This is a genomic window from Chloroflexaceae bacterium (assembly GCA_025057155.1).
Taxonomy (GTDB): Bacteria; Chloroflexota; Chloroflexia; order Chloroflexales; family Chloroflexaceae; genus JACAEO01.
The window spans coordinates 295780-321737 of record JANWYD010000001.1 but is presented as its reverse complement, the minus strand read 5'-3'; the positions used below and the strand labels follow the sequence as shown (position 1 = coordinate 321737).

The 25958-nt window shown below is 64.9% G+C and carries 21 protein-coding genes and 1 riboswitch; of the genes, 16 read left to right on the top strand and 5 right to left on the bottom strand.

What is annotated here, in order from left to right:
• Positions 1–35: 35 nt before the first annotated feature.
• The gene (locus NZU74_01230; GenBank protein MCS6879934.1) at positions 36–530 is read right to left on the bottom strand and encodes a hypothetical protein; all 495 of its coding nucleotides are present in this window, start codon (positions 528–530) and stop codon (positions 36–38) included.
• 257 nt (positions 531–787) lie between these two features.
• Here NZU74_01230 and truB point away from each other — a divergent pair, with 257 nt between their 5' ends.
• From truB to metK, 6 genes are all read left to right on the top strand, one after another.
• The gene (truB, locus tag NZU74_01225) at positions 788–1663 is read left to right on the top strand and encodes a tRNA pseudouridine(55) synthase TruB (protein MCS6879933.1); all 876 of its coding nucleotides are present in this window, start codon (positions 788–790) and stop codon (positions 1661–1663) included.
• Positions 1664–2037: 374 nt separating this feature from the next.
• A riboswitch (SAM riboswitch) is annotated at positions 2038–2174 on the top strand.
• Positions 2175–2218: 44 nt separating this feature from the next.
• On the top strand, positions 2219–3271 hold the full coding sequence (gene mtnA / locus NZU74_01220; GenBank protein ID MCS6879932.1) for an S-methyl-5-thioribose-1-phosphate isomerase: 1053 nt from the start codon (positions 2219–2221) through the stop codon (positions 3269–3271).
• Between the two features lie 61 nt (positions 3272–3332).
• Entirely contained in the window at positions 3333–4391 is a 1059-nt protein-coding gene (locus tag NZU74_01215; GenBank protein ID MCS6879931.1) for a hypothetical protein, read from the top strand.
• A 465-nt stretch (positions 4392–4856) separates the two neighbouring features.
• Positions 4857–5849, top strand: coding sequence for a carbohydrate kinase family protein (locus tag NZU74_01210; protein ID MCS6879930.1), 993 nt, complete (start codon positions 4857–4859; stop codon positions 5847–5849).
• Between the two features lie 63 nt (positions 5850–5912).
• Positions 5913–7175 (top strand): adenosylhomocysteinase, encoded by a 1263-nt coding sequence (ahcY, locus tag NZU74_01205; protein MCS6879929.1) that lies wholly within the window; start codon positions 5913–5915, stop codon positions 7173–7175.
• Positions 7176–7383: 208 nt separating this feature from the next.
• Positions 7384–8598, top strand: a complete 1215-nt coding sequence (metK, locus tag NZU74_01200) for a methionine adenosyltransferase (GenBank protein ID MCS6879928.1) — start codon at positions 7384–7386, stop codon at positions 8596–8598.
• Between the two features lie 355 nt (positions 8599–8953).
• Here the strand turns inward: metK and NZU74_01195 are convergent, their stop codons facing one another.
• Positions 8954–9874 (bottom strand): phosphoribulokinase, encoded by a 921-nt coding sequence (locus NZU74_01195; protein ID MCS6879927.1) that lies wholly within the window; start codon positions 9872–9874, stop codon positions 8954–8956.
• A gap of 14 nt (positions 9875–9888) precedes the next feature.
• Positions 9889–10536, bottom strand: a complete 648-nt coding sequence (gene fsa / locus NZU74_01190) for a fructose-6-phosphate aldolase (GenBank protein ID MCS6879926.1) — start codon at positions 10534–10536, stop codon at positions 9889–9891.
• 189 nt (positions 10537–10725) lie between these two features.
• Between fsa and purL the strand changes: the two genes are divergently transcribed.
• The 3 genes from purL (at position 10726) to aat (ending at position 15101) form a co-directional block, all read left to right on the top strand.
• Positions 10726–13689: a phosphoribosylformylglycinamidine synthase subunit PurL gene (gene purL, locus NZU74_01185; GenBank protein ID MCS6879925.1), complete on the top strand. Its 2964-nt coding sequence runs from the start codon at positions 10726–10728 to the stop codon at positions 13687–13689.
• Between the two features lie 38 nt (positions 13690–13727).
• Positions 13728–14429 carry a hypothetical protein gene (locus NZU74_01180; protein ID MCS6879924.1) on the top strand — a complete coding sequence of 234 codons (702 nt, stop codon included), beginning with the start codon at positions 13728–13730 and terminating at the stop codon, positions 14427–14429.
• Positions 14430–14507: 78 nt separating this feature from the next.
• Positions 14508–15101, top strand: a complete 594-nt coding sequence (aat, locus tag NZU74_01175; protein ID MCS6879923.1) for a leucyl/phenylalanyl-tRNA--protein transferase — start codon at positions 14508–14510, stop codon at positions 15099–15101.
• A gap of 20 nt (positions 15102–15121) precedes the next feature.
• Here aat and NZU74_01170 read toward each other — a convergent pair whose 3' ends face one another.
• Positions 15122–15793 carry an RNA polymerase sigma factor gene (locus NZU74_01170; GenBank protein ID MCS6879922.1) on the bottom strand — a complete coding sequence of 224 codons (672 nt, stop codon included), beginning with the start codon at positions 15791–15793 and terminating at the stop codon, positions 15122–15124.
• A gap of 286 nt (positions 15794–16079) precedes the next feature.
• On the opposite strand from NZU74_01170, the gene NZU74_01165 reads away from it, so the two are divergent.
• The 3 genes from NZU74_01165 to NZU74_01155 all read left to right on the top strand — a co-directional run bounded on the left by NZU74_01165 (position 16080) and on the right by NZU74_01155 (position 18886).
• A complete protein-coding gene (locus tag NZU74_01165) occupies positions 16080–16988 on the top strand; it encodes a twin-arginine translocase TatA/TatE family subunit (protein MCS6879921.1) in 909 nt (302 codons plus the stop codon).
• A gap of 56 nt (positions 16989–17044) precedes the next feature.
• A complete protein-coding gene (gene tatC, locus NZU74_01160) occupies positions 17045–17770 on the top strand; it encodes a twin-arginine translocase subunit TatC (protein MCS6879920.1) in 726 nt (241 codons plus the stop codon).
• Between the two features lie 66 nt (positions 17771–17836).
• Positions 17837–18886, top strand: a complete 1050-nt coding sequence (locus NZU74_01155) for an AI-2E family transporter (GenBank protein MCS6879919.1) — start codon at positions 17837–17839, stop codon at positions 18884–18886.
• Positions 18887–19186: 300 nt separating this feature from the next.
• Here NZU74_01155 and NZU74_01150 read toward each other — a convergent pair whose 3' ends face one another.
• On the bottom strand, positions 19187–20893 hold the full coding sequence (locus NZU74_01150) for a SulP family inorganic anion transporter (protein ID MCS6879918.1): 1707 nt from the start codon (positions 20891–20893) through the stop codon (positions 19187–19189).
• A 579-nt stretch (positions 20894–21472) separates the two neighbouring features.
• On the opposite strand from NZU74_01150, the gene NZU74_01145 reads away from it, so the two are divergent.
• The 4 genes from NZU74_01145 to NZU74_01130 all read left to right on the top strand — a co-directional run bounded on the left by NZU74_01145 (position 21473) and on the right by NZU74_01130 (position 25946).
• Complete coding sequence (locus NZU74_01145; protein MCS6879917.1) at positions 21473–21910, top strand: zinc ribbon domain-containing protein; 438 nt, start codon at positions 21473–21475, stop codon at positions 21908–21910.
• A gap of 160 nt (positions 21911–22070) precedes the next feature.
• On the top strand, positions 22071–23744 hold the full coding sequence (locus tag NZU74_01140; protein ID MCS6879916.1) for a hypothetical protein: 1674 nt from the start codon (positions 22071–22073) through the stop codon (positions 23742–23744).
• A 132-nt stretch (positions 23745–23876) separates the two neighbouring features.
• On the top strand, positions 23877–24896 hold the full coding sequence (locus NZU74_01135) for a MoxR family ATPase (protein ID MCS6879915.1): 1020 nt from the start codon (positions 23877–23879) through the stop codon (positions 24894–24896).
• A gap of 156 nt (positions 24897–25052) precedes the next feature.
• Positions 25053–25946, top strand: coding sequence for a DUF58 domain-containing protein (locus tag NZU74_01130; GenBank protein MCS6879914.1), 894 nt, complete (start codon positions 25053–25055; stop codon positions 25944–25946).
• The last annotated feature ends 12 nt before the right edge of the window (positions 25947–25958 follow it).

The following is a 25958-nucleotide window of genomic DNA, read 5'->3' as shown; positions in this document are numbered from 1 at the left end:
TAGGCCGCGACCCGCTGGCGATGGTCGTCGAAGGTTTAAACATGAACCGGCCCTTTGGGTTCGAGTATGACCGGGCCCCGCACTGGCGCCTTGACCTCGATCCTCTTCACATCGCGCCCGGCCACGTCGCCAATGGCGACGCCGCCGGTCTGCGCGTCCGGGCCGGCGGCGTCGCCGGGCGGCGCCGAGACCTGGATCTTTTTGACATCGCGCCCGACAATATCACCCGTGGCGATGGTAACGCTTCGAGCATCGGGATCGGCAGCGGGTTCACCAGGCGGCCCGGAGGCGTCGTTGGCGAGCCGGGAGCGCAGGCTGGCCCGCTCGTGGGCGGGGAGAGCCGTAAGGCGGGCGAGGAGCTCATCCAGCGCACCATCGGGGCGCCCGGCAACTTCGCCGGTGACCCGGCCGTTCGGGGCGGAAGCGCCCTGGCCGGGCAGCCCCGGCGCGCCGTCGTCGAGCCGGGCCAGCAGACTGGCCCGCTCTTCGGGCAGGAGGGCCTGTAGACGGGCGAGCAGATCGTCGCTCATCGCGCTTGGTCCTGGTGTGAAGATTGCTGCCGCGCCGAACAGCCACGGCGGTAGCCGGTAGAGGACCGCAGAGGAAATATGTGCTGATTCTAGCGGATCAGAAGACTTCCAGGCAAGAGACATGACGGTTTTCAAAGCACTATATTTTGATGGTAAAATCCATAAGGGCCTCGTTAGCATAGGAAAAGCCGGTTTGCCCCACATGGATCAATGGCAAAATCAGGCTATACCCTCCCTGCTCGGGCGCGTTCCAGGCTATGACCCTCCACGGCTTTCTCAACATTAACAAACCCGCCGGCCTGACCTCCCACGACGTCGTGGCGCGCGTCCGGCGCATCGCGGGCCACTCTGCCCGCGTCGGGCACGCCGGCACGCTCGACCCCATGGCGACCGGGGTGTTGCCCGTAGCACTGGGCCACGCCACACGCCTGATCGAGTACCTGACCGACGCGCGCAAGGGCTACGTGGGTCTGGTACGCCTGGGGGTGACCACGACAACCGACGACGCCGCGGGCGAGGTCCTGGCGACCCGCCCTGTGCCCCCCCTCGATGACGCGGCGATCGAGGCGGCCATTGCGTCGCTGCGAGGCGACATCCTCCAGATACCGCCAGCCTACGCCGCCCTGCACTACCAGGGTCGCCGGCTCTACGACCTGGCGCGCGCCGGCGCGGCCCCCGAGTTGCCGCCACGTCCCGTGGTCATCTATCGCTTCGACTGGGAGCGCGCCGGTCCCGACACGCTGCGTATCGTGGTGGAGTGCGGCAAGGGGGCCTACATCCGCAGCCTGGCGCGCGACATTGGAGCGGCCCTGGGCTGCGGCGCACACCTGGCGGCGCTCCGGCGCACCTTCGTTGGCCCGTTCCACCTCGATACGGCCCTCGCCCTCGACATCCTCAGCGCCGATCCGGCAAACCTTGTCGCGGCCCTGCTCCCCCCCGAAACCGCTGTCGCCGGCTGGCCCGCCGTCACCCTCGACGCCGGGCAGGCCCGTCGCGTGGCAAATGGCCTACCTGTGGACCTGCCGGCCCTCGACGGAGAATGGGCGCGCGCCCACGGGCCCGACGGCGCGCTGCTGGCCGTTCTGCGCCGCAGCGGCGACCACTGGCGCCCGGAGAAGGTGTTCTTCCCCTGAGGCATGGTTCACAATCGGCGTTCCGGCTTCATGGCCGCCCCCTGTACAGCTCCACGTAACCGGTCTGTAGGGGTGTAGAAGTGTGGAGGTGTGGAGGTGTGGAGGTGTGGAGGTGTGGAGGTGTGGAGGTGTGGAGGTGTGGAGGTGTGGAGGTGTGGAGCAGGTGAACGGGAGGGTCGGGGAGGGCGAAACCTCTGAAATTTCACCTCCACACCTCCACATAGCCGGGAACAGCGGAGCCACGACAGTTGTCTGCGCTCAATATAACAAGACCGTTACCTTGCCCGCACCCTCCTGGTATTGTCACAGACAGACGGGCATGTTATAATCGCGCATCGTTCGGAGGGGTTCAACCGGCCCATCGAACTCCATAGCGCTCATCCAGAGGGGCTGAGGGACTGGCCCGATGAAGCCCGGCAACCTCTGCAGCGGCACGGCGATAGCCACGGCCGCAATGCGGAACGGTGCCAATTCCAGCGGCGGGGCGCGCGCGTTCGCCGAAAGATGAGAGGAACGCATCCAGCCTCTCGCCGCGCGAGAGGCTTTTCTTACAATATGGCCGAAGAACTGCGAACAGTCTGGTGGGAGGAAGGGGCGGTCTGCCTGATCGATCAGCGCCGTCTTCCCCACGTGCAGGAAACGGTACGCTGCGAGGATGTGGCGACGGTGGCGTGGGCGATCAAGGCGATGGTGGTGCGCGGCGCGCCGGCCATCGGGTGCACCGCTGCCTACGGCATGGCCCTGGCGGCCCGGTGCAGTCAGGCAGTTTCAGTGAGCGACCTCATCGCTGAACTGGAGGCGGCGAAGGCCACCCTGGACGCGCAGCGACCGACCGCGGTCAACCTGGCCTGGGCCACGCGCCGCGTGCTCGAGCGAGCCCGGGCCAGCGCCCCCGAGGGGCCGGGGGCGATACGCGCCGCGGTGCTGGACGAAGCCCATGCCATTCTGGCCGAGGACCTGGCTATGTGCCACGCGATTGGCGACCACGGGGCGCCCCTGATCCCTGCGCGAGGTCATGTGCTCACCCACTGCAACGCAGGGGGGCTGGCCACCGCCGGCTACGGCACGGCCCTGGCCCCTATTCGTACCGCCTTTGCCCAGGGCCGCCCGATCCACGTCTTCGTGGACGAGACGCGCCCCTTCCTTCAGGGCGCCCGCCTCACGGCCTGGGAGTTGCAGCAGGCGGGTATCCCCCTGACCCTGATCACCGACAACATGGCCGGCTACATGATGCGCTGCGGGCGCGTGGATTGCGTGATCGTCGGCGCCGACCGCATCGTGGCCAATGGCGATACGGCTAACAAGATCGGCACCTATAGCCTCGCCGTGCTTGCGCGCGCCCATGGCCTGCCCTTCTTCGTCGCCGCGCCATCATCAACCATCGATCTTTCACTCGACCACGGCGATCAGATCCCGATCGAAGAACGTCCCGAAACAGAGGTCACCCACTGCGGTGACCGGCTGGTCGCGCCGGCCAATGTGCGGGCAGCCAACCCCGCCTTTGACGTTACACCCAATGAGTTGATTACGGCAATCATCACCGAACGGGGTGTCGTCCATCCGCCGTTTGGCGACGGTCTGCGCCGCGTTGTTAGAGAGATGCGGTAGCCGGGCGCCTGCGGCCGAGTATGCCTTACGTCCCGCGGTTTTCGCAACCAATCGAGCAGCTATGGCGCAAACCTTTGTTCCCGCCTGTCTGCCGGCGCCTCGGGCCGGTTTGCCCTCTGCCGGTCCCTCCCCCGCCGGGACGACCGCCATCGTTACGCTGGGCCAGCGCGGAACACACGCCAACCCCTTCGCGCTTTCCCTGGCCGGCTTTCCCGGTCTGACCTTCGTTGGTGAAACCTATCGAGCTGTCGTGCAACTCAGGGGCGCCGAGCGAGGCCTCGACCGCCTGGCGCTCGCCTACCTGCGCGGTGAACGCTCCGTCGGGGCACCCCCTGCCGAGTACCAGGCCGCCTTGCTGGAACAGGTGCGACCGCTCGAACCTGCCCGCCCGCGCATCGTGAAGGTCGAGGTAACCGGGCCGATCAGTCTGTCGCTGTTGAGCGTGGACGAGCACGAGCGCCCTCTGGCCTACGATCCGGCCCTGCGCGAGGCCCTGGGCCAGCACGTGGCCCTGCGGGCGCGCTGGCTCTACGAGCAGATCGCCATGACCGGCGCCGCGCCGCTGCTATGCCTTGACGAAACGTTCCTTGAAGCCGTGTACTCACCATTCTGCCCGCTGGATTGGGACGAAGGGGCCGATCTCCTGGCGCGCACCCTGGCCGAACTCCCCGGCTGGCGCGGTCTATGCGTTGCGGGAAATATGCGCTGGGCCGACCTGCTTGAACTTCCCGCCGACCTGATTTTCTTTGATGCTGTCAGACGCGAAGCCGAACTGGTGCAGGCGGCGAAGGCGATTGGTCAGTTCCTCGAGCGTGGCGGGGCCCTGGGATGGGGCGTCGTGCCCGCGGAAATACCCGAGCTGGTCGAGCAGTGGCAGGGCCTCCTGACGCAACGCTTCATTGGGGCCATCACGCAGGTGGCCACGGCAAGCGGAACGCCCGCAGAAGCCATCGCCAGCCGCTCCCTGGTCAGCACCTGTAGCACCCTGAGCCATCTGCCCGCTGACCAGGCGGCGCGCGCTGCAACACTCTGCGCGGCGATCGCCGCGGCGGCGCAGGCCCATTTTGGCCTCGTTCAGGCGCCTCGACCCGTCGCCGAACCGCTGCGCCCGTCGTCGTAGGGGCATGGGGGAAACCGGGTTGCCCCTCACGAATGGGAGTGTCTGGGAAGGTTGCGTCCTCTCAGAAACACCCTCGTTCCTTGCCAGTCGGGGAACAGGGCTTGCCAGTGCACAACGTGGATCCATTCGGATAACCGGTTTATCCGATTTTATTCTGGGCGGGCGTAGTAGTCTGTAAAGCAAGTTTCCTGGCATTTCCGTCCCCTTCCGGCCTCCCCCATTGGAGGAGCTGGCCTCCCTCCCCACTGGGGGAGGGTTGGGGAGAGGGTGAGGGTGTAGCGAAAGACTTAATTTACAGACGAGTAAGTTTCCTGGCCTTTCCGCCCCCTCCCGGTCTCCCACGTTGGAGGATGAGCCGGACACCCTCCCCTGGTGAGGGAGGGTCGGGGAGGGGGAGAGGATTTAGGGAAAGACCTTGTTTACAGACCTCTTAGCATAATTCAATTACATAGAGGAGACCCGACCGTGCGGATTGTTGTAACCGGCTCGCTGGCCTTCGACTACATTATGGACTTTCCGGGCTATTTTCGTGATCATATGCTGATGGAGAAGGCCCATATGCTCTCCGTCAGCTTCCTGGTCGATTCGATGCGCAAAATGCGCGGGGGTGTAGCCGGAAACATCGCCTATAACCTGACCCTGCTCGGCGAGCGCCCCTTGATTGTGGGCACGGTTGGTCACGACTTCGCGGACTATGGGCGCTGGTTGGAGCAGCAGGGAGTGGATATCAGCGGCATCACGGTCATTGAGCATGAGTTTACCTCCTCCTGCTTCATCAACACCGACCGCGCCAACAACCAGATCGTCGCTTTCTACGCGGGCGCGATGAGCCATGACCATCACCGCTCCTTGAGCGACCGCGGCCTGGTCAGCGATGATCTGGTGCTGATCTCGCCGACCAGCCCCGAGGCCATCGAGCGCTTCAGTGTCGAGTGCCAGCAACTGGGCGTGCCCTACATCTTCGACCCGGGCAAGCAGGCCCCGCGCCTGACGGCGCATCACCTGGAAGTCGGCCTGCGCGGCGCGCGGGTGCTGGTGGGCAATGACTATGAGTTCGGGATGATGGCTCGGAAACTTGGCATCAGCGAAGAGGAACTGATCGCCGCCACACCCCTCACAGTGGTCACGCGCGGCGAACAGGGCTCGCTGATCTATACCGAGGGCCGCCTGGCCGCCCGTATTCCTGTCGCCCCTGTCGCCGAGGTGAAGGATCCCACCGGCGCCGGTGACGCCTATCTGGCCGGCCTGGCCTTTGGCATTGCCCGCGACCTGCCGCTTGAAGTTACCGGGCGCATCGCCGCCCTGGCCGCCGCCTATGCCATTGAGCATCGCGGCTGCCAGGAACATGCCTACAGCCGGGCCGAGTTTGCCGAGCGTTACCGCCGGGCCTTCGGCCACAACCTGCCCGCCGAAGCCCTGAGCAGCGGCACAGGGCAACCTTCCGGGTCGCCCCGGTAGGGCAACCTTCCGGGTTGTCCTGCAGGATCTGCCCTGTTCACATTAGACAAGGAGCAACTCTCAATGACCAAGTCGTATGACATCAAGGACCTGACCCTGGCCGAGCAGGGCCGCAAGCGGATGGACTGGGCCGAGCAGGAGATGCCGGTGCTGCGCCTGATCAAGGAGCGCTTCGAGCGCGAACGTCCCCTCGCGGGGGTGCGCGTGAGCGCCTGCCTCCACGTAACCAGTGAGACCGGCAACCTGATGCGCACCCTGGCCGCCGGGGGCGCCGATGTGGTGCTGTGCGCCTCCAATCCCCTTAGCACCCAGGACGACGTGGCCGCCGCGCTCGTCGCCTATGAGGAGATCCCGGTCTACGCGATCAAGGGCGAGAGCAATGAGGTGTACTACCAGCATATCAAGGCCGCTCTTGATCATAACCCGCATATCACCATGGACGACGGCGCCGACCTGGTCACCGGCGTCTTGCAGGAGCGCAAAGACCTGATCCCCTCGATGATCGGCAGCACCGAGGAGACGACCACGGGCGTGATTCGCCTCAAGGCCATGGCCGCCGAAGGGGTGCTGCCGTTCCCGGTGATCGCCGTTAACGACAGCGATACCAAGCACATGTTCGACAACCGCTACGGCACCGGCCAGAGCACCCTTGATGGTCTCATCCGCGCAACCAACATCCTGCTGGCCGGTAAGACCTTTGTCGTCGCCGGCTATGGCTGGTGCTCCCGCGGGATCGCCGAGCGCGCCCGGGGCCTGGGCGCCAACGTGATCGTCACCGAGATCGATCCGGTCAAGGCCCTTGAAGCGGTAATGGACGGCTTCCGCGTGATGCCTATGGAGCAGGCTGCGCCTATGGCCGATTTCATTGTCACCGCTACCGGGAACAAGCATGTGGTTGACGCCAATACCTTCGCCGTGCTCAAGAATGGCGCGGTGATCGCTAACAGCGGGCACTTCAATGTCGAGATCAACATCCCGGCTCTCGAAGCCCTCAGCGTGGAGAAACGCCAGCCCCGCCCCTTTGTTGATCAGTACGTGCTGAAGGATGGCCGGGTTATTAACCTCCTTGGGGAAGGACGCCTGATCAACCTCGCCAGCGCTGAGGGCCACCCCAGCGCCGTGATGGATATGAGCTTCGCCAACCAGGCCCTTGCCAGCGAGTACCTGCTCAAGAACCGGGGCCGGCTTCCCGTTGGCGTCCATGCTCTGCCCAAAGACCTGGATCGCGAAATCGCCGCCCTCAAGCTCCGCGCCATGGGCATATCCATTGACGTGCTGACCCCCGAACAGGAGGCCTATCTGCGGAGCTGGCAGGAAGGAACGTGATGAGGGCCGCACCCGCCCGGGAATGCTGTTGTTCCTCCTTCCCGGAAGGTAAGAGCTGGAGGGCCAGGCCCTCCCGGTTATCCTCTCGTGCCTTTCTCCCCAACGGAAGGGGGTGTGAGGGCAAAGCCCTCCCAGGAACGCGGATACTCATCATCCCTGTAGGCGCTGCAAGAACCCGGTAGAACACAAGCAATGAAGGAAGAGGACCATGGCCAACACATTCATGACCTCGCCCCGCTTCTACTTCACCAGCGAAAGTGTGAGCAGCGGGCACCCCGACAAGATGTGCGACCAGATCAGCGATGCCATCCTCGACGCGTTCCTGACCCACGATCCGCGCGCTCGCGTGGCCTGTGAGACCGCTACCACCACCGGCCTGATTGTGGTGCTCGGTGAGATCACCTACGAGAAGGGCTATATTCCGATCGAAGAGATTGTGCGGCGCACGGTTAAAGAGATCGGCTACACCAGCGCCGAGTATGGCTTCGACGCCGACACCTGCGGCGTGCTGGTGGCCATTCATGGCCAGTCGCCCGATATTGCGATGGGGGTAGATAAGGCCCTGGAGGCCAGGACAGGCGAGATGACTGAGGCCGAGGTGGAAGCAATTGGCGCGGGCGATCAGGGGATGATGTTTGGCTTTGCCTGCAACGAAACCCCCGAGTTAATGCCCGCTTCGATCGCCCTGGCGCACCGGTTGATTCGCCGCCTGGAGAAAGTGCGGCGCACCGGCGACCTGCCCTACCTGCGCCCCGACGCCAAGAGTCAGGTTACCGTCGAGTACAGCTATGGCAAGCCGGTGCGCGTTGACACGGTCCTGATCAGCACCCAGCACGCTCCCCACGTTTCCCAGGAACAGATCCGCGCCGATATGATCGAGCATGTGATCAAGGCTGAGGTGCCGCCAGAGTGGTTCGATACCCAGACCAAGATTTTTGTCAATCCTACCGGCCGGTTCGTCGTCGGCGGTCCGATGGGCGATACGGGACTGACCGGGCGCAAGATTGTGGTTGATACCTACGGCGGAGTGGCTCGCCACGGCGGTGGGGCCTTCAGCGGCAAGGACCCCAGCAAGGTGGACCGCAGCGCCGCCTATGCCTGCCGCTGGGTCGCCAAGAACATCGTCGCCGCCGGCCTGGCCGATCGGGTCGAACTCCAGGTGAGCTACGCTATTGGCGTGGCCCGCCCCCTCTCATTAAGCGTCGAGACCTTCGGCACCGGCAAGGTCGCCGATGAGGTGATCCTCAAGGCCGTCAATGAGGTCTTCGATCTACGACCCGGAGCAATTATCCGTGACCTGGACCTGCGCCGGCCCATCTACCGCCAGACAGCAGCCGGGGGCCACTTCGGGCGCACTGACATTGACGTGCCCTGGGAGCGCACCGATAAGGTCGAGGCGTTGCGCCGGGCCGCGGGGCTGTAAGGGGGTCTGAGCTGTGTGCTGTAAGGGGATCTGAGCTGTGTCTGGGGCGCAACCCTGAGAGTTGCGCCCCCTGAGGGTTGCGCCACCCTTCAGCCGGGCAAGGACAGCAACTCAACCCTGCGGGCTGCCCGCCGGTTATGTGGTCGGGAACGGCCCGCGTCCCGGTTGGAGAGTGTTCACATCTACCGCGTACGTTCGCACCTCAGAGGACGTTGAGGGGCGCAAAGGGCTTCAAAAAGCTCATCCTCTCCGTTTTCTCTGCGCGCTCCGCGGTAAATCGGAACATATACCCCGGTTGGCCAATCGCCGCCGCCAGATCTTGTTCAGACGCCAGATCCGGCAATCCAAAATCGTATTACAGGCCTCGGGTCCGCACCAGCCCGCCAACGATGAAGAGTTGCACCAGGGCCAGGGCAGGGTCATGATGAGCGGTTGAACCGGCGCGGGTCTGACCGATCTGCTCCAGCGGCACGCGCGCCGTGCCAGGCAGATGGCTCCAGACCAGATCGGCCACGCTTGCGGCCGCAGCAGGCGTAAGCGTGGACTCAATCGTGATCCGGTCACCCTCGCGGCCATCTTCATCAATAATGTCACGCTCGATCCGCAGGCCGGCGTAAGAAGCGGCAGCCAGGTCGGCGCAAATCGGGTCGAGGGGATGCGCCTGTACCCCGTGACGGATGATCAACTCCGTGTCAAGCGCCCCCGCTGGACCTGCCGCCGCCGGACGCACGCGGAGCACAGTTGAGGCCAGAGGTCGCTGGCAGCGGATAAAGCGGGCCGCGTCGCGTTCGCGGGCCGGCTCGCGGGCCACCACCTCGGCGGGGCTGTACCCCCGTTCGCGCACGTCACGCTCCAGACGCCAGGCGCGCCGCAGCGACTCATCAGGATCAAGGTAGATCGTCAGGTCAAAGAGATCGAGGGCCTCTGGCGGCGTCAGGGTTAGCATCCCGTAGGCAATAACCAGACCGGTGGCGACGACCAGTTCAGGATCGCGCAGCGAGCCGGTGCGGTGATCATAGACGGGTTTGCTGATCTGCCCGCCAGCCCGGAGCGCTCGCAGATGCTCAACCATCAACTCCAGGTCGTTAGCCTGGGGGTCGGCATCGGTCAGGTTGCGCGCGTTGCGCTCCTCGCGCGAGTAGCGCTGGTAGTCATCGAGACAGATCGGGGTGACGCCGTTATGGCCCAGAATGCGCACCACTCCCCGCACCAGGGTCGTCTTGCCCGAGGCGCTGTCGCCCACCAGACCGAGCATGAGTGGTCGTCGACTCTCCATTATCTGTCCGGCCCTCAACTCCGCGAACGCCAGTCGGCCAGGAACTGCTCGATTCCCCGGTCGGTAAGAGGATGCCGCATCGCCTGCTGCAACACCTTGAAGGGACAGGTGGCGATGTGGGCCCCGGCGAGGGCCGACTCGACGATGTGGCGCGGGTGGCGAATCGAGGCGGCGAGAATCCTGGTCTTGATCTCCGAGTCCTGGCGGTAGATCTGGCTGATCTCGCGGATGAGCTGCATGCCGTCCACCCCTGTGTCATCAACGCGGCCCACGAAGGGACTGACAATAAACGCCCCCGCGCGAGCAGCCATCAGGGCCTGCACAGCGTTAAAACACAGGGTCACGTTGCAGCGAATGCCGCGACGAGCCAGTTGCGTGACCGCTTTCAACCCCTCGGTGGTGCTGGGCACCTTGATGATCACATTCGGATGCCAGGAGGCGTACTCAATGCCCTCCTGCACCATACCGGCAGCATCGAGCGAGATCGTCTCGGCGCTGATGGGACCGTCTACCAGTTCGGCGATCTCGGTGATTGTCGCTTTAAAATCGGCGCCCTTCTCACGGGCGATCAGGGTCGGATTGGTCGTAACGCCGCTCAACACGCCCCACGTGGCCGCCTCACGGATTTCGTCGAGGTTCGCCGTGTCTAGATAGAGTTGCATGCATCGCCTCCTCAACCGTCACAAACCGGCCCGGGAACCGCAGGCATTATAGCATAGCGAAGCGCGAAATGTGGAGTTCGAGGCGGCCCGGCGGGCCGCCTCGAACCCTGCCGGGCCAGCGCCGCGCCTTGACGCGCCCCGCGCTGATAAGCTACAATCGGGCGCTGATACGCAGCAAAGGAAAGCGCGATGCCTCAGTTTCTGGTTACGGTTGCGCCGCGTGAAACCGCTCCCCAGAGTGAGACGGTTCATCTGCTCTACTTGCTCGCTGGCCCGGATCTCGGCGATGAGACCGTAGCGTACCTTACGGCGACATTGCTGCACGACCCCGTTGTGCAGACGGCCCGCTGGACGCGCCTTGATCGCCCCTCGCTGGCCGTCGAAATGCCGCCTTCCGCCGCCTGGGTGCTCGAAATCGCTTACCGACCTGGCGTTACCGATAACGAGGGCGAGATGGTCCTCGAAGGCGCCCGACGCCTGGAGACGCCCGGCCTCGCCATGGCGCGCACCCTGCGCCGCTACCTGCTTCCCCCGGACACCGACCCCGTTGCTCGCGCCGCCGATCTGGCGAATGACCTGATACAAACCACCTTCACCTACGCGCCCGGCACGCGTCTCGACGAGCGGCTGGCCTTCTATGACTTGCTGGCGACCGTACCCGAAGAGGGCCGCCCGGTTATTGCCAGCGCGCCCCTCCGCGAGGCCGACGATGCCGCGCTGCTGCGCATCAGCCAGGAGGGCGTGCTGGCCCTGGACCTCGACGAGATGCGCGCCATTCGGGCCTACTTTACCGCCCTCGGGCGCGATCCCACCGATGGCGAACTCGAAACCCTCGCCCAGACCTGGAGCGAGCACTGCTCGCATAAGAGCTTCAAGGCGCGCGTGCGGTATCGTTCCACCAGCACCGCAGCGGATCTGCCTGACGCTGCGCTGTACCCGATGCTGCACCGCCTGGAGCATGGTCCGGTCGAAATTGACAGCCTGATCCGCACCTTCCTGATGGCCGCTACAGGCGAAGTGCTCGCCCGTCGCCACGGTGGCAGCGCCACCGACCAGGCGCCGCTGACCGATGATTGGGTGCTCTCGGCGTTCGTGGATAATGCCGGCATCATTGCCTTTGACGAAGACTACGAGGTTTCGTTCAAGGTCGAAACCCATAATCACCCCAGCGCGCTGGAGCCGTTCGGCGGGGCTAACACCGGCGTAGGCGGCGTGATCCGCGACGTGCTGGGCGTCAGCGCCGAGCCGATCGCCAATACCGACATCCTGTGCTTCGGCATGCCCGACACACCGGCCACAGCGCTGCCGCCCGGCGTGCTGCACCCCGCTCGGGTCGCCAGCAGCGTAGTGGCAGGCGTGCGCGATTACGGCAACAAGCTCGGCATCCCCACCGTCAACGGCGCGGTGCTCTTCGACCCCGGCTACACCGCCAATCCCCTGGTGTACTGCGGCACCCTCGGCATCGCCCCCCGCGGCCTGCACCCGCGCAACGTCAGCCCCGGCGACGCGATTGTGCTCGTCGGCGGGCGCACCGGGCGCGATGGCATTCACGGGGCTACCTTCAGCAGTGTTGAACTCACCCAGCAGACGGCGGTGACCGTCGGCAGCGCCGTACAGATTGGCGACCCGATCACCGAGAAGAAATTGCTCGATGTCCTGTTGCAGGCCCGCGACGCGCGTCTCTACTCGGCAATTACCGACTGCGGCGCGGGGGGCCTCTCCTCCGCCGTGGGCGAGATGGGCGCCGAGTGCGGGGCCAGCGTGGAACTCAGCCGCGTGCCGCGCAAGTATGCCGGCCTGCAACCCTGGGAGGTCTGGCTCTCCGAAGCGCAGGAGCGCATGGTACTCGCCGTGCCGCCGGCCAATCTGGAGGCGTTCCTCGACCTCTGCGCGAGCGAAGATGTGGAGGCCAGCGTCATTGGCGAGTTTACCAATGATGGGCGCCTGCATGTGACGAATCAGGGCGCGCTGGTCGTCAATCTGGATATGGAGTTTCTGCACCGCGGGCGACCGCAGCGCGTCCTCGAGGCGTTGTGGCAACCCGAGCCTCAGGTCCCCGCGCAGCCGGCAGGCGCCCTGCCGCCGCCCGCAGAGGCGCTGCTGCGCCTGCTGGCGCATCCCAACATTGCCTCGAAGGAGCGCATCGTGCGCACCTACGACCATGAAGTGCGCGGGGCCACAGTGATCAAGCCCTTCGTCGGCGCAGCCCTCGATGGTCCCGGTGACGCCGCCGTGTTGCAGCCCCTGCCCCACACCCTGGCGGGCCTGGCTCTCGGCTGCGGCATCAATCCTCGCTACGGGCGCGTGGACCCTTACTGGATGGCCCTTGCCGCCGTGGACGAGGCTATGCGCAACGTTGTGGCCGTGGGCGGAGATCCTCAGCGCACCGCCATTCTCGACAACTTCTGCTGGGGCGACCCGCGCTTGCCTGACCGCATGGCCGGCCTGGTGCGCGCCGCCGCGGGGTGCTACGATGCCGCTGTCGCCTTTGGCACGCCCTTCATTTCGGGCAAAGACAGTCTGAACAATGAGTACCGGGACGTCGAAGGCCGGCGTATCGCCATCCCGCCCACGCTGCTGATCTCGGCCCTGGCCTATGTGCCCGACGTGACCCGCTGCGTGACTATGGACCTCAAGGCGCCGGGCGATCTGCTCTACCTGGTTGGCGCGACCGGCCCCGACCTGCTCGGCAGCCACCTGGCCGCCATTATCGGCACGGACCTGCCCGGCGCTTCTCGCCTGCCCCGCGTGGACCTGGCTGCTGCCCCGCACACCTTCACCGCTCTGCACCGGGCAATGAGTGCCGGTCTGGTACAGGCCTGCCACGATCTAAGTGAGGGTGGCCTGGCCGTCGCCGCTGCCGAGATGGTGATCGCCGGCAACCTGGGGCTGGATCTGCGTCTCGACGCCGTGGCTCAAGATACCCTCACGGCCCTGTTCAGCGAAACTCCCAGCCGCTTCCTGGTGGAAGTGCGCCCGGACGATGCCAGCGCCTTTGAGGCAGCACTGGACGGTGTGATCCTCAACCGCCTGGGCACGGTGACGGTAGCGCCAACCTTGCTGATCCGCACCGCCGAAACCACGGTGCTCGCCCTTGACGTCGCCACCCTCCGCACGCACTGGAAGAGCGGCCTGGATGGAATAGACCTGTAAGCGACGCACCGCTAACAAAGGCATTGATGGTATAACCTATGGAACTGGCCACGACGCTCCTGCTGATCCTCTGCTACAGCCTGGCAGCTTACCTGGCATGGAGCGATGGCACGCCTGTCTACCTCATCACCCTGGCGGCAGGACACATCAGCAGCCTGGTCTCGCCGCTCTGGCGCGTGCTCTACGGGATCAACTATGATCTTAATCTGACCATTGTGCAGACCTTGTTAGGCCAGTCAGTGCCGCTGCCGGTGGTGATCGGCGCGGGCTGGTACTACCCGCTGCCAGCGCTGGTGGTGTACTATCTTTACATGACCCGCTGGTGGTTTCCGACAGTGATCACCGGCGTTATAACGTACATGGCGCTCCTGCTCTACTATCTGCTGATTGAGAGCTTCGGATTACGGGCAAACATCTGGGCCTACAGCACGGTTCGCCTGCCACTGGGCTTCTCCGCGCCCCTGCTGGCGGCGATTATGTCGGCGCTGATCGCCTATGGTCTCCTTTACGTGGTGCTGCTGAACCATCGCAGCACATGGCCAAGCATGCTCCTGGTCATCCTGCCCGCACCTCTGCTGTTGAGCCTGCTGGTGCACGGCTTGCTCGGCGCGCCGCTGTGGATCGCGCTGCTGCTCGATGGACAGCCCTGGATTGTTCTGGCCGGTCTGTTCAGCACGCTGCTGCTGCTGGCCTGGGCCGGGCAGATCATCACCAACGGCCTCAGACGACTGGGCGCCTGAGGCGCGCCGCGAGAGGTGGAGGCGCGGAGGTATGGAGGTGTGGAGGTGTAGCAGTGGAGGGCCAGACGCATTCGCACGATGCTTACTCCTGAACTGCTGATCGCAGCCTACGCGCAGGGCATCTTCCCGATGGCTGAGGACGACGGCAGCATCGGCTGGTACGAACCGACCATCCGCGCCATCATCCCCCTTGATGCATTTCACGTTCCAAGACGTTTGTTGCGCACCGTGCGCAGCGGGCGCTTCGAGGTGCGCTACGACACCGCCTTTGAGGAGGTTATGCGCGGCTGCGCTGCTCCCGGTCGGGGGCGCGAGACGACCTGGATCTCCGAGGAGATGATCGGCGCCTACGTGGCTCTGCATCGACTCGGCTACGCCCATAGCGTCGAATGCTGGCGCGAGGGTCAACTGGTTGGCGGGCTGTACGGGGTGGCCCTGGGAGGACTCTTCGCTGGCGAGAGCATGTTCCATCGCGAGCGCGACGCCAGCAAGGTCGCCCTGGTACACCTGGTGGAACGCCTGCGGCGCGGGGGCTTCGTGCTGCTCGACTCACAGTATCTTGGGAGCGACCACTTGCGCCAGTTCGGGGCCATCGAGATCTCGCGCGCCGAGTACCACCGCCGGTTGCGCGCCGCGCTGCGCGTGCCGGCGAGGTTTCCGATAGAACCATGAGCGCAACCTGGAGGGTCCCCTTACTCGTTTAGCGCGCGCTGCACGGCATGCCTGGCGCGGTGCACTCGCATCTTCACGGCGCTCAGGCCCAGGTCGAGCATACCGGCGATCTCAGCGTAGGAATAGCCGTAGATCTCGCGCAACACCAGCGCCTCGCGCGCTCCCGGTTCCAGACGCAATAGCGTGGCGCGCAGGTCGCGCCACTCCTCAGCGCGCACCGCCGCTTCTTCGGCCGAGGCCACTGCCAGGAAGCGCTCGGGCACGGGCGCCTCATGGTCCTCCGAGGCGGTCAACGAAACCGTAGCTGGCCGGCGTTGCTGCCGCGCCAGGGCGTCGAGACATGCGTTCACCGTCAGCCGGCGCAGCCACGCGCCGAGCGAGGCCGGGTTGACCAGATCGCCCAGCCGCAGGTAGGCCTTGAGCAAGGCCTCCTGCGCCAGATCCTCAGCATCCTGCCAGTTGCCCAGAATCCGGTAGGCAATAACCAGCACCTGCCGCTGGTATCGCTGGACCAGCTCGTCAAAATCCGGCAGCAGCGCCGGGTCGAGCGCAAGTGAGGGCTCTTCCGAAGCCGGCGCCTCGGCGGTCGCCTGCGCTGCCCCCATCGCAACCGAGGTGTCCAGACAATCGTTTTCGCCTACCTCGATCAACGAGGGACATTTCAAGACCGAAGGCGGATACAAAACGGTCACGGTGGTTCCTTGCCTTAGTTGAACCGCAGGAGCCGGAGGTGACTCATCATTCCAGGGGCCGAGAATGAAATATGCGCCTGCGGTCGTGCTCTACCTATCGCTAACAGGATATCAGGTAAAAGCGGAAGAGTGGCTCTTCCTGGGGATAAGCCATTCCTAGCCTAAGGGCTAGGTCTGACGGCAAAGTTCGCAGGGGTGTGGGAAACGAAGGTTTCCCCGGCGCAACCCTCCAGGTTGCGCCAGGCGGCCGCGAAGGGCTGCGCACGATGCGCCGGAACGTGGTAAGATGAAAAGGGCGCATAGCTACACCGCCGGGAACGGAATGGAGATTTTCAACATCCACATCTTTGAGTTCTTGCTGATCGCCGCGCTGGCGCTGGTCGTCTTCGGGCCGGAACGGCTGCCCGAGGTGGGGCGCTTCGTCGGCAAGCAAGTTGCGCGTTTCCTCGCCTGGCAGCAGCAATCGCCCGAATTGCGCCTGATCAACGACATTCGTAGCGAGTTCGAACGTGAGATCGCCACGCTCCGCGACGAATTGATCCGCACCCGTAACCAGCTCGACGTATCGCGCGACGTTGAGGCGCTCCGCGGCCAGATTGAGCCTATGCTCAATCTGCGACCCGACGCCCATCCCCAGCAGTCCGCGCAGCCTTCACCAGCCGCTGCCGCCCCACCAGAGGATGCCGGAGCGACTGAAGGGTCCATACCGGCGTCGGACAACGGCGGCCTCGCCAAAGCCCCGGCTTCGCCCGCTGCGCCCGATGATGCCGCCCCTCCCGCGACCCTCGCGGACGCGGGCGAGCACGTCGCCAACTCGCCTGCCCTGACGCCTCAACCCGCCCCTCACACGGTGCCGGCCACGACAAGCCCCAATCGTATCCCCGGCGCCGAGCCGACCGGTGTACTGCAACCGGTAGACGAACGGGCCCGGCACCTCGCTGAGCGCCGTGCGCGCCTGCACGATCCGCCTGACTATGATGATGACCCGCCAGCGTCGAATGGGTCGCCGACCGACGCCCAACCCGAGACGCCGGCTGCCTCCCTCTCCAACCACGAACGCGACGAACTGCTGTGCCAGATCCAGGCCCTCAGCAGCGAACTGCGAGCGCTGGTCGGCGAATTGCGCGAGCGTGGCGTCATTGACGTAGACTGGCGCCCGAACAGGGAGCATTCTCAGGAGACTGTGTCGCGGTGACTGCCGAGAAACTTCGTTCTACTCCCAATTCGCCGGGATCTGATGAAGGTCATAGCATGACCCTCATCGAACACCTGGTCGAACTGCGCGCGCGGTTGATGCGGGCCGCCATCGGCGTCATCGTCGGCCTGGTCATCGGCGTGATTATGGTCCTGCCTGAAGGCCCGGTGCGCCTGGTTGACATCCTCATCGCCACCTTCGCGCCGATTAATGAACGCTATGCCCCGGTGCAGGCCGTCGGCACCGCCGAGACCTTTACCAGCTATATGACCGTGGCTCTCGCAATAGGGGTCATCATCGGCATGCCGGTGATCGTCTACCAGTTGCTGGCCTTTATCGTTCCCGGCCTGACGTACAAAGAGCGGCGCGTGCTCTTCACCGCCCTGCCCTTCGTGACGTTCTTCTTTCTGGCTGGGCTGGCTTTTGGCTGGTTCATTACCGTACCCACCGCCATCCGCTTTCTAATTGGCTTCTCTTCCTCTGAACTGATACAGACTCAGCCTTCCCTGGCAAACTTTCTCAGCACCATCACCCTGTTGCTGCTGATCAATGGCATTGTCTTTGAACTGCCGGTGATCATCTACGTGCTGGCTTTCATGGGCGTGGTCACCGCTGCCCAGCTCCGCAAGTACCGGCGCTTTGCCATTGTTGCCGTAGTCATCATCGCTGCCCTGATTACCCCCACTGGCGATCCCATCAACCTGATCCTCCTGGCTCTCCCCATGTATCTGCTCTATGAAGTCGGTGTCATCCTGGCCCGCTTCGTGCCCGAACGGTCCTGAGAGGTTGTCGGAAAAGGGTGGCAGTGATCAGGGTTGACAACGAACCGGGTTCTTCGGAGCCTTTTTATGGTCAGCAACCAACAATCCACGGGTCGCGGTCTGATGACGGCTGCCGCCGTCGCGGTGCTATTCGGCGGTGTGTATCTGGCTTCCTCCATCCTGGGCTTCGTGATGCTGGCGGTCTTCTTTGCCCTGCTCTGTCACCCAATCAGGGTCTGGCTCATGGGGCGGGGCCTCGCGTCGTCAGTCGCCCTGACGATCATCGCCATTGGGCTGGCCGCAATCGTGGCGGGGCTCGCGCTGCTCGTCGGTGTGTCACTTGGCGAGATTGTCGCCAGGCTCAACGTCTACCAGGACCAGATCGCGTCGCAGTCACAGGCCTTCCGTGACCGGCTGGGCAAGCTCGGTCTGTCGTTCGCTGATCGGGCCGCGCAGGCTGCGTTGAACGCTGAGGCTCTCGGGCGAATCCTCGCCGGAATCATTGCCAGCATCGCCGGATTCCTGGCTTCATCGTTCTACGTGCTGCTCCTGGTCATCTTCCTCCTGGTTGAGGGGCCGGCCATGTTCGATCGAGCCAGTCGAGCTCTTGGCAGCACGAACCCCCTCATTACCAGGTTCCGGTCCGTTAGCCCGTTCATCGTGCGCTACTTCGGCCTGCGCACCTATCTGAATGCGATGACCGGCGTGGGCTTCGCGCTCGCCCTGCTTGCGCTTGGCGTTGACTATGCGCTCCTGTGGGGAGCGTTGATGTTCTTCCTTAGCTACGTCCCCTATGTCGGCATCTTTGTCGCCTCCATCCCGCCAACCATCCTGGCCCTGGCCGAGCATGGCCCGGGCCGCGCCATCCTGGTTGTGGCAGGGATCACAGTGATCAACATCGTGCTGGAGAACATTATTTTCCCACGCATGGTCGGCAAGGGCCTGAACCTGCCGGCCACGGTGGTCTTCCTCTCGTTCTTCGTATGGCTGGGCCTGCTCGGTGCGCCGGGAGCTCTGCTGTCTGTCTTCCTCACGCTGCTGATACTGCTGGCGCTCGACAGCTACGAGCACACGCGCTGGCTCGCCAAAACCCTCATACCCGAGCCGAGCGGGGAAGAGACCGCGGACAAGCCGTAGCCGATATGCCGACATCGGCGAGACAAGATGCGGTCTAGAGACGCCGGGGCCCACCAACGCCTCGGAACTGGACGTGGCCCTCGCACCCATCTTGCGCCCGACTTCAACAGCCTCGCGACCGCGCGGTAGCACACTATCCGCACGCCGGCCGGACGCTGCTGGCGCTGGCCCTGGCCCGGCTCTTACAGCCATCAACGTAAGCGTTCAGCGTCGGGGTAAACGCACAGACCTGAGAGCGAGAACGTTCCAATCCTGTCAGTGTTTGAGGGCAAGCCACCCTCGCTTCCAGGAGAGCGAACGTTACTGCGCGCCAGCGACCTGTTCGAAGGCTCTCACCGCTGCGCGATTGGTCACGAAGAGCCGTTCCTTCCCGATCTGCTCGAGCAGTTCATAGCGCTCGAGCAGATCGGGGACCGGCGTCCTGGCTCGGCTGATTGCGAACGTGATCCCCTGGGCTTTCAGGGCCGTGATGGTCTGGGCCAGAGCGCGGGCGCCGGTCGTATCAATGTCGCTTATTGCCGCCGCGTCAAGCACGAACCAGCGCACCGGCGGCGCGGCGTTTGCCGCAAGGGATTTAACCTCATCCTGAAAGCGGCCAGCGTTGGCAAAATAGAGCGGCGCACTAAAGCGGTAGATGATCAGCCCGGGTCGGGTCGTCTGGACCGGGGCGCCTTCCGGCGCCTCGAAGCTCTGACCATCCGGCTGCTCGACCAGCACCGCCGTATGGGGCTGCGATGCCCGCCAGATCAGGTCGATTAGCGAGAGCACAAAGGCGATGATCACCCCCTGGAGAGCGCCGAGGACTAGCACCGCGACGCAGGCGAACGCCGCGACCCAGAACTCCGAGCGGCGCACCCGCCTCAATTCGCGGAACTCATCCACCTCGATCAGCTTGACCACGGCGTTGGCGACGATGCCGGCAAGGGCGGCGTTGGGCAGCAAGGCCAGCAGGTCGGTAAAGAAGAGCAGGATCACCGCCACGACTACGCCTGCCACCAGGCTGGGGATCTGGGTGCGGGCGCCGACGCTATCCATTGCCGCTGTTCGCGACGCGCTTGAACCCACCGAGAAGCCGCCAAAGAGACCTGCCGCCGCGTTGGCGGCGCCGAAGGCGAAGAGGTCCTGATCAACGTCCAGCGGTTCACCATACTTCTCGGCGTAGCGCCGGGCGATCAGGGGCGCCTCGGCCAGGGTGACCGCGGCCAGAGCCAGCGCTCCGGGGAACAGAGCCAGGTAATCGGCCCATTTTACATTGGGCAGGGCGAAGGTGGACAGGCCGGAGGGGACGGCTCCGAGCACACTCACCCCGCGCTGGTCGAGACCGAGCACAGACACAAGGATAGTCGCCAGCACCAGGCCAATGAGCGCTCCGGGCAGCTTCGGCGCAACGCGCTGCAGCGCTCGAATCACGATAATCGTACCCACGCCGATCACAACGCTCCAGAGGCTCGCTTCAGGGATGGCCAGCAGCGTGGCCCAGGCCTCACGGAAAAAGCCCTCGGCCTCCACTGAGACCCCCATAATCTTGCGGATCTGGCTGAAGAGAACCTCGACACCGAGGCCGGTAATGAAGCCGACCAGTACAGCGTGGGAGAGGAAATTAGCCAGGAAGCCAAGCCGGAAGGCCCAGAAGGCGACAAAGATCAACCCGCAGATGAGGGCCTGGGCGAAAACCAACTGCGCGTACCGCGGCTCATCGGGCGCGGCAAACGGGCTTACCAGAGCAATGATCATCGCCGCGATGGCCGCGTCGGGGCTGGCGACCACGTGGCGGGTGTGGCAGGTCAAGGCCCAGACGATCGCGGGCAGGATGGCAGCGTGAAGGCCAACAATAGGCGGGAGGCCGGCCACCTGAGCGTAGCCGATGTTCAGCGGGATCATCAGCGCCGCGAGGGTGACGCCAGCGAGTATCTCGCGCGACAGGCTGCCGGCAGATACGCCACGCACAGCCTGCAGGAAACGGGGCGGCGCCAGACGGCGGGGAGTGGCTCTAGTAACATGTGACACGTGACCTCCTGGCAAACCGGTATGGTCATTGCTCCTCGTGCTTTTTGCCGCTCGACTGCGCAGGCGCCGGACCCGCGTTGTAACATAACCGGTTGACCGCCACCGGCGTGGCCAGGAGAAGCGCATCGTCAGCGCCAGGCTCGATGGCGACGCCAGAGGCGTCAGGCAGGCGGAACTACTGTTTCAAGACCCCGGCAACCACGTTGCGGCCCCGTGCGAATGGCATACACCTTCGTTCCTCAACAACACCACGATTAAACAACACACCTCCGCGCTGCGCATCGTCTGCCGAAACACTTGCTATACCATCCGGTAAGACAGCACGACAATGTCCTTCTAGACCAGTGGCGGCTCTTCGTCACCTCGCCCCTCGACGATCCGGCGAGCTTAGCATCGCTCACGGTCAGCCCCTCTAACGTCAACCGCCCCGCCCCCAAGCCCCGATCCTCCCTGGCCGGGGCAGCTCTGTGCCTGATTGCGTCCATTTTGCCCGGCAGCCAATTTGCGCCGCGCCCTTGCGCAATGCTATACTGCCTGCAGCATACGATCATTGTTGTGCCCCAAGGTCAGGAGCCTGTTATGGTGGAGCGTATCTGCCCCGCGTGTCAGCATGGCAACCCCATCGAGAACCGCTTCTGCGGCGCCTGTGGCGCCGCGCTGGATCGGCATGATCTCGTCCGTCGCGATGAAGGCGCGATTATGATCGCCGGCCAGAGCATCCCGCTGGCCCAGGTGAAACAGGTTACCAGGGCCGTTGCTCTGGGCCTCGCCGCCGTGGCCGCCGAGGCCGGCATCGCCTGGCTTCGACGCCGCGCCGAACGCGGCGATCTTGCCGCCCTTGCCGGCGATGCCATCACCGCCCTCCAAAAAGCGGCGCCTCAACCAGAGGCCGCGACGCCTGCAACTCCTCTCGGCAACGCGGTGACCATCGTCAGCGAGCGAGTGGTGGAGGTCTGGGAGCACGGCGGTCTGACCCGGCAGATCGTGGAGAAGCACATCTGGCGGAGAGAAGGCTGAGCGCCTGTTCGGACACCCGGGTTATCCGGTTGCGTTCCGGCAGGATGAGGCTCCCCTGCGGGCAGGAGCTGCGAAACCCCGGTCGCCCCGCCTTCCTCGAGCCAGCAATTAGCCGCACGCCGGGTTTCGTCGAGGACAATGCCCTCCGCACAGGTGCACCATGGCCCACTCCCTTACATCCTACGATCTGCTCCGGCGCCAGCTTCGGCCCCTGGGCCGGCGGCTGCGCATTAGTGATACCGTGCTGTTCGCCAGCCGCACGCTGTGGATTGCTGCTGCTGCGACTACGCTGGCAGCCCTCGCTGGCCGCCTGAGACCCATTGAGCATCTAGAAGGCTGGGTCGCGTCGCCCCTCCTGCTCTGGCTGCTGGTGATCATCGGGTACGCCCTCTTCCGTCCCCTCACCCCTATGCGCGTAGCCCGGCGCGTGGATCTGCAACTCGGCCTGCGCGAACGGCTCTCCACGGCCCTGGAACTGCACGAGCGCGAAGCCCGCGAACCCCTTTGCGAGCGCCAGCAGGCCGACGCAGGCGCCGTCGCCGGTCGGCTTAAACCTGCCATGCTGCCGCTGCGCTTTGATCGCCAGCGGCTGGGATGGGCCGTTCTGCCCCTGATCCTTACCGCTTTGTCACTGTTCGTGATCCCTAATCCCCAGGATCGGGTGCTTGCCGAGCAGCGCGCCGTCCGCGAGGCGCTGGCGGAAGCCGCTGACCGGTTGGCGGAGCTGGAACGCCAGATCCAAGAGGATCGGCAACTCGGCGCCGAAGACCGCGAACGCCTGCTCAAGGAGCTTCAGGCCCTCCAGGAGCAGCTGCGCCGCAACCCCGGCGAACGCCAGGAGGCCCTGGCCGACCTCTCGGCAGCCGAGGCGCGCCTGCGCCAGGAGCTCGACCCCAATACCGACGCCCGGCGCGCCGCCCTTGAGCAGATGGCTCGCAACCTGGAGGCCCTCTCCGGGCGACCGGCGAGCCAGCGCCCGGATATCCAGCAGGCGGCCGATCAACTGGAACAACTGGCCCGCCAGCTCGACCAGCTCTCGGAGTCTGAACGCCAGCAACTTGCCGAGCAACTGGCTCAGCAGGCCGCCCAGATGGCCGCCAGCGAACCACGGACGGCGCAGAGCCTCCAGAACGCCGCCAGCGCGCTGCGACAGGGCGACACCCGCCAGGCCGCCCAGCAACTCCAGCAGGCCGCCCAGCAGGTGCGTGAAGCGCAGAGCAATCTGGCCGGCCAGCAAAGCACTCAGCAGTCGCTCGCCGAGCTGCAGAACGCCCGTGAGCAGATTGCCCGCGCCGGCCAGCAGGGCCAGAGCCAGGGCCAGCAAGCCCAGCAGGGCCAGGGCCAGGGGCAGGGCCAGCAAGCCCAGCAGGGGCAGCAGGGCCAGGGGCAGCAAGGCCAGCCAGGGCAGCAGGGCCAGGGGCAGGGCCAGGGGCAGCAAGGCCAGCAGAACCAGGGTCAGCAGGGCGGCGGCGGCGCGAATGCGCCCCATCTGGGCCAGGGCCAGAGCAACGCCAGCGGCAATGTGGATCCGAATCGGCCCGCCAGCCAGCAGGGCAGTGGCACCGGCAGCAGCGACCTGATTTATCAACCCTACCGGCCTTCGGGCCAGCCGGGCACGCCTGAGTTTGTTCAGGGCCAGCAGGGTCAGGGCGGTTCCAGCCAGATCCAGCAAGGCCAGGCCGCACAGCCTGGAGCGAGCAACCCCTCGATGGTGCCGTATGAACAGGTGTACCCGCAGTACGCCAGGACGGCCAGCGAGGCTCTCGACCGGGGCTATATCCCGCCACATCTGAAGGACTATGTGCGCGATTATTTCAGCCGGCTGGAACCGTAGGCCCTTCGCGCAAAGGGCGCCGTCTTGCGCTGAGCAGAGGTATGGGGCAACCAGGTTGCCCTATACCCCTCCAACCGACACGGGATGAAGAGCCGTGTGGAAGCTGTTTTTAACCTGCATACAGGACCATCCATGACCACCTCTACGCCTTCTCAGCCTGAACCGGCAACCCCCGGCATCAGCCCTGACGAGTTTCGCCAGCGCGCGCAGATGATCGAGGCCGAAGTGGCCAATGTGATCGTTGGCCAGCGCGACCTGATCCGACAGGTGATCGTCACCCTGCTCGCCGGCGGCAACGCCCTTCTCGAAGGCGTGCCCGGCCTCGCCAAGACCACCCTGGTGCGCACCCTGGCCGACGTGATTGATTGCAGCTTCTCGCGCATTCAGTTCACGCCCGACTTGATGCCGGCTGACATCATCGGCACCACCCTGATCAGCGAAGATGAACACGGGCGCAAGAACTTTCGCTTTGAACCCGGCCCGATCTTCGCCAATATGGTCCTCGCCGATGAGATCAATCGCGCCACGCCCAAGACACAGTCGGCGCTGCTGGAGGCGATGCAGGAACGCACTGTCTCCGTCGCCAAGACGATCCATAAGCTCGAGCAGCCCTTCTTCGTGCTTGCCACCCAGAACCCGCTGGAAATGGAGGGCACGTACCCGCTGCCTGAGGCCCAGCTCGACCGCTTTTTCTTCAAGATCAACGTCGCCTTTCCCACCGCCGCCGAACTGGTCGAGATCGCCCAGCGCACCACGGGGTCCTACAAGCCGGTGATCCGGCACGTCGCCAACGGGCCGCTCATCCTGGCTATGCAGAACCTGGCGCGCACCGTGCCCATCGCCAGCCACGTGCTGGCCTACGCCGCGCGCCTGATCAGCGCCACCCACCCTGAAGCGCGCGAGGCCCCGGCGATCACGAAACAGTATGTGCGCTACGGCGCCTCGCCCCGCGGCATGCAGGCGTTGATCCTGGCCGGCAAGATCCTCGCCCTGCTCGACGGGCGTTACAACGTGGCCTTCGCCGACCTCAAGGCCGCCGCCCTGCCCGCGCTGCGCCATCGCGTCGTGCTGAACTTCGAGGCCCAGGCTGAAGGCATTTCGCCCGATGAGGTTGTCAAGGGCGTGCTTGAGGCGGTGAAGGAAGAGGGATGACACCAGAACCTGGTGGCTTCCACAACCCCTGCCAGTTCGGAAAAGGACAGTGCGCGCAACCCTTCGGGTTGCGCGCCGAGTCCGGAAGAGCAGGGCACTCCCGCAACGTAATGGAACGACCTGCTTATTCGGATAGGCTCTAAAGGCAGGCCCGGCGTGACTGAACGCGCAAGCGAACCTCTGCTCGATTCGGCGTTCTTGCGGCAGCTTGATCGCCTGGCCCTGGTACTGCGCCGGCCAATGGCCGGTGACATCCAGGGCGAGCGGCGCAGCCCCCGCCGCGGCTCGTCGGTGGAGTTCGCCGACTTTCGCCCTTATGCTCCGGGCGATGACATCCGCCAGATTGACTGGAACCTCTACGCCCGCGCCGAACGCTTCTACCTGAAGCTCTTCGTCGCCGAAGAGGAGCTCAACATCCATCTGCTGGTGGATACCAGCGCCTCAATGGATTGGGGCGCGCCCAACAAGTTGCACTACGCCCGGCAACTCGCCGCGGCTTACGGCTACATCGCCCTCTCCAACCTCGACCGTGTCAGCGTCACCGCCTTCGGCGCCGGGCCGGGCAACCTGCAACTCCCCGGCGTGCGCGGTAAACGCGGCGCCGTGCCGCTCTTCGCTTTTCTGCAGCGCCTGCAACCCGGCAAACAGGGCGACCTGGCGCGCGCCTGCCATCGCTATATTCAGTCGGCCCGCACCGCCGGTCCGCTCCTGCTGTGCTCCGACCTGCTCGATCCTGGCTGGAAGGACGCCCTGAGCACTCTGGCCTCACGGCCCTTCGAGATCACCGTTATGCACATCCTGGCCCCCCAGGAACTCGACCCCGATCTCGAAGGCGATCTTAAATTGATTGACGTTGAGAGCGGCGCCCCCGTGGAGATTAGCGCCAATCTGGACCTCATGCGCCGCTACAAACAGCACCTGGCCGCCTGGCGCGGCGAGATTGAGAGTTTTTGCAACGGCCGCGGGATCATCTACGTGCCGGTTGACACCGGCGTGCCGGTCGAAGAGTTCGTACTGGGACGTATGCGCCGCCGTGGCGTGTTGCGTTGATTACAAGCCGGA